Source organism: Acetobacter fabarum, assembly GCF_011516925.1.
In the GTDB taxonomy this organism is placed as follows: domain Bacteria; phylum Pseudomonadota; class Alphaproteobacteria; order Acetobacterales; family Acetobacteraceae; genus Acetobacter; species Acetobacter fabarum.
This window is the reverse complement of sequence record NZ_WOTG01000049.1, coordinates 1-1,236: the sequence shown is the minus strand read 5'-3', so window position 1 is coordinate 1,236 and position 1,236 is coordinate 1. Positions and strand designations below refer to the sequence as shown.

General features: G+C 60.4%; 3 protein-coding genes. All 3 read right to left on the bottom strand.

What is annotated here, in order from left to right; all coding sequences use genetic code 11:
- Positions 1 to 5: 5 nt before the first annotated feature.
- A complete protein-coding gene (locus GOB83_RS14625; RefSeq protein ID WP_086646979.1) occupies positions 6 to 437 on the bottom strand; it encodes an ExbD/TolR family protein in 432 nt (143 codons plus the stop codon).
- Positions 438 to 507: 70 nt separating this feature from the next.
- On the bottom strand, positions 508 to 933 hold the full coding sequence (locus GOB83_RS14620) for an ExbD/TolR family protein (RefSeq protein ID WP_086646980.1): 426 nt from the start codon (positions 931 to 933) through the stop codon (positions 508 to 510).
- 3 nt (positions 934 to 936) lie between these two features.
- On the bottom strand, positions 937 to 1,236 hold a 300-nt coding region (locus GOB83_RS14615), incomplete at its 5' end, for a MotA/TolQ/ExbB proton channel family protein (RefSeq protein WP_194301417.1).

The following is a 1,236-nucleotide window of genomic DNA, read 5'->3' as shown; positions in this document are numbered from 1 at the left end:
CTCCCTTACTGATCGACGAACTGTTCCTGCCCGACGATGCCCATCTGGGTGACCCCGAGCCTCTGGGCGTCGGCCATGACATGGACGACAGTCTTGTAATCAGCCAGCCGGTTGGGCTGGATGTGGAACTCGGGCTTGGGCTGGGCGGAGGCAATCTCGCGCAGGTGGGCCTGCAGTTCGTCCTCGCTGTTAACCGGCTGCCCGTTCCAGGTAATCGTATTATCAAAATCCACCACAAGGGTCACAACCGGAACCTCCTCTGTCGAAGGCGGCGGGTTGCCCTGCGGCAGATCAATCGCAACAGATTGGGTCTGCAACGGGATGGTGATGATCAGCATGATCAGCAGAACCAGCATCACGTCAATCAATGGCGTGGTGTTGATGTCTACAATGCCTTCGTCTTCCGTTGTGCTATCCGACCCGACATTCATGCCCATGATCAGTTACTCTCTTCACTCCTGCCCCCACGCGTGCCGCGCGGGGGACGGGGGCCGCAGCCCGCCGTTGTCAGTTGGTCTTCGGCTTCTCGGTAATGAAGTCGATATGATAGATGCCAGCCTGCTGGCATGCCGCCACCATCCTGCCGACCGTCTCATACCGCGCCTTCATGTCCCCACGGATCTGGATCTGCGGTTGCGGTTTGACCACCGCCACCTTTTCCAGATGCTCCAGCAGGTCAGCCTGGTCCTTCAGCGGGGTTTCATCCCAGAAGGCCTTGCCATCCGCCGTAACCGCCAGCACCACGTTGCTCATCTTGGTCTGGGTGGGCTGGTTCATGTCGCGCGGCAGGTTGACCTTGACCGTATGGGTGGCCACCGGAATGGTGATCAGGAAGATGATCAGCAGAACCAGCATCACATCCACCAGAGGGGTCGTGTTGATGGCGGAGACGACTTCGTCGTCCCCTCCTCCGTTGCCAACCTGCATTCCCATGGTTCAGCCCACCCGGTTGGAGGTTGTGACCGTGGTCGGGGAGTTATCGGCGTTGACCCGCACGCTCTCCGCAGCCGCACCGTGGCGCACGCCACCGATCAGGATGGACTGCAGGTCATCGGCAAAGTCGCGCACCTGGTCCATGGCACCCTTGTTGCGGCGCACCAGCAGGTTGTAACCCAGCACCGCAGGCACAGCCGTTGCCAGACCAATGGCGGTCATGATCAGGGATTCACCCACAGGACCGGCAACCTTGTCGATGGATGCCTGACCGGCAATGCCAATGGCGGTGAGTGCGTGGTA

Bases quoted from the DNA above. Each gene is read 5' to 3' on its own strand.
- GOB83_RS14620 (WP_086646980.1), bottom strand. From the start codon at position 933: ATGGGAATGCAGGTTGGCAACGGAGGAGGGGACGACGAAGTCGTCTCC.
- GOB83_RS14625 (WP_086646979.1), bottom strand. From the start codon at position 437: ATGGGCATGAATGTCGGGTCGGATAGCACAACGGAAGACGAAGGCATT.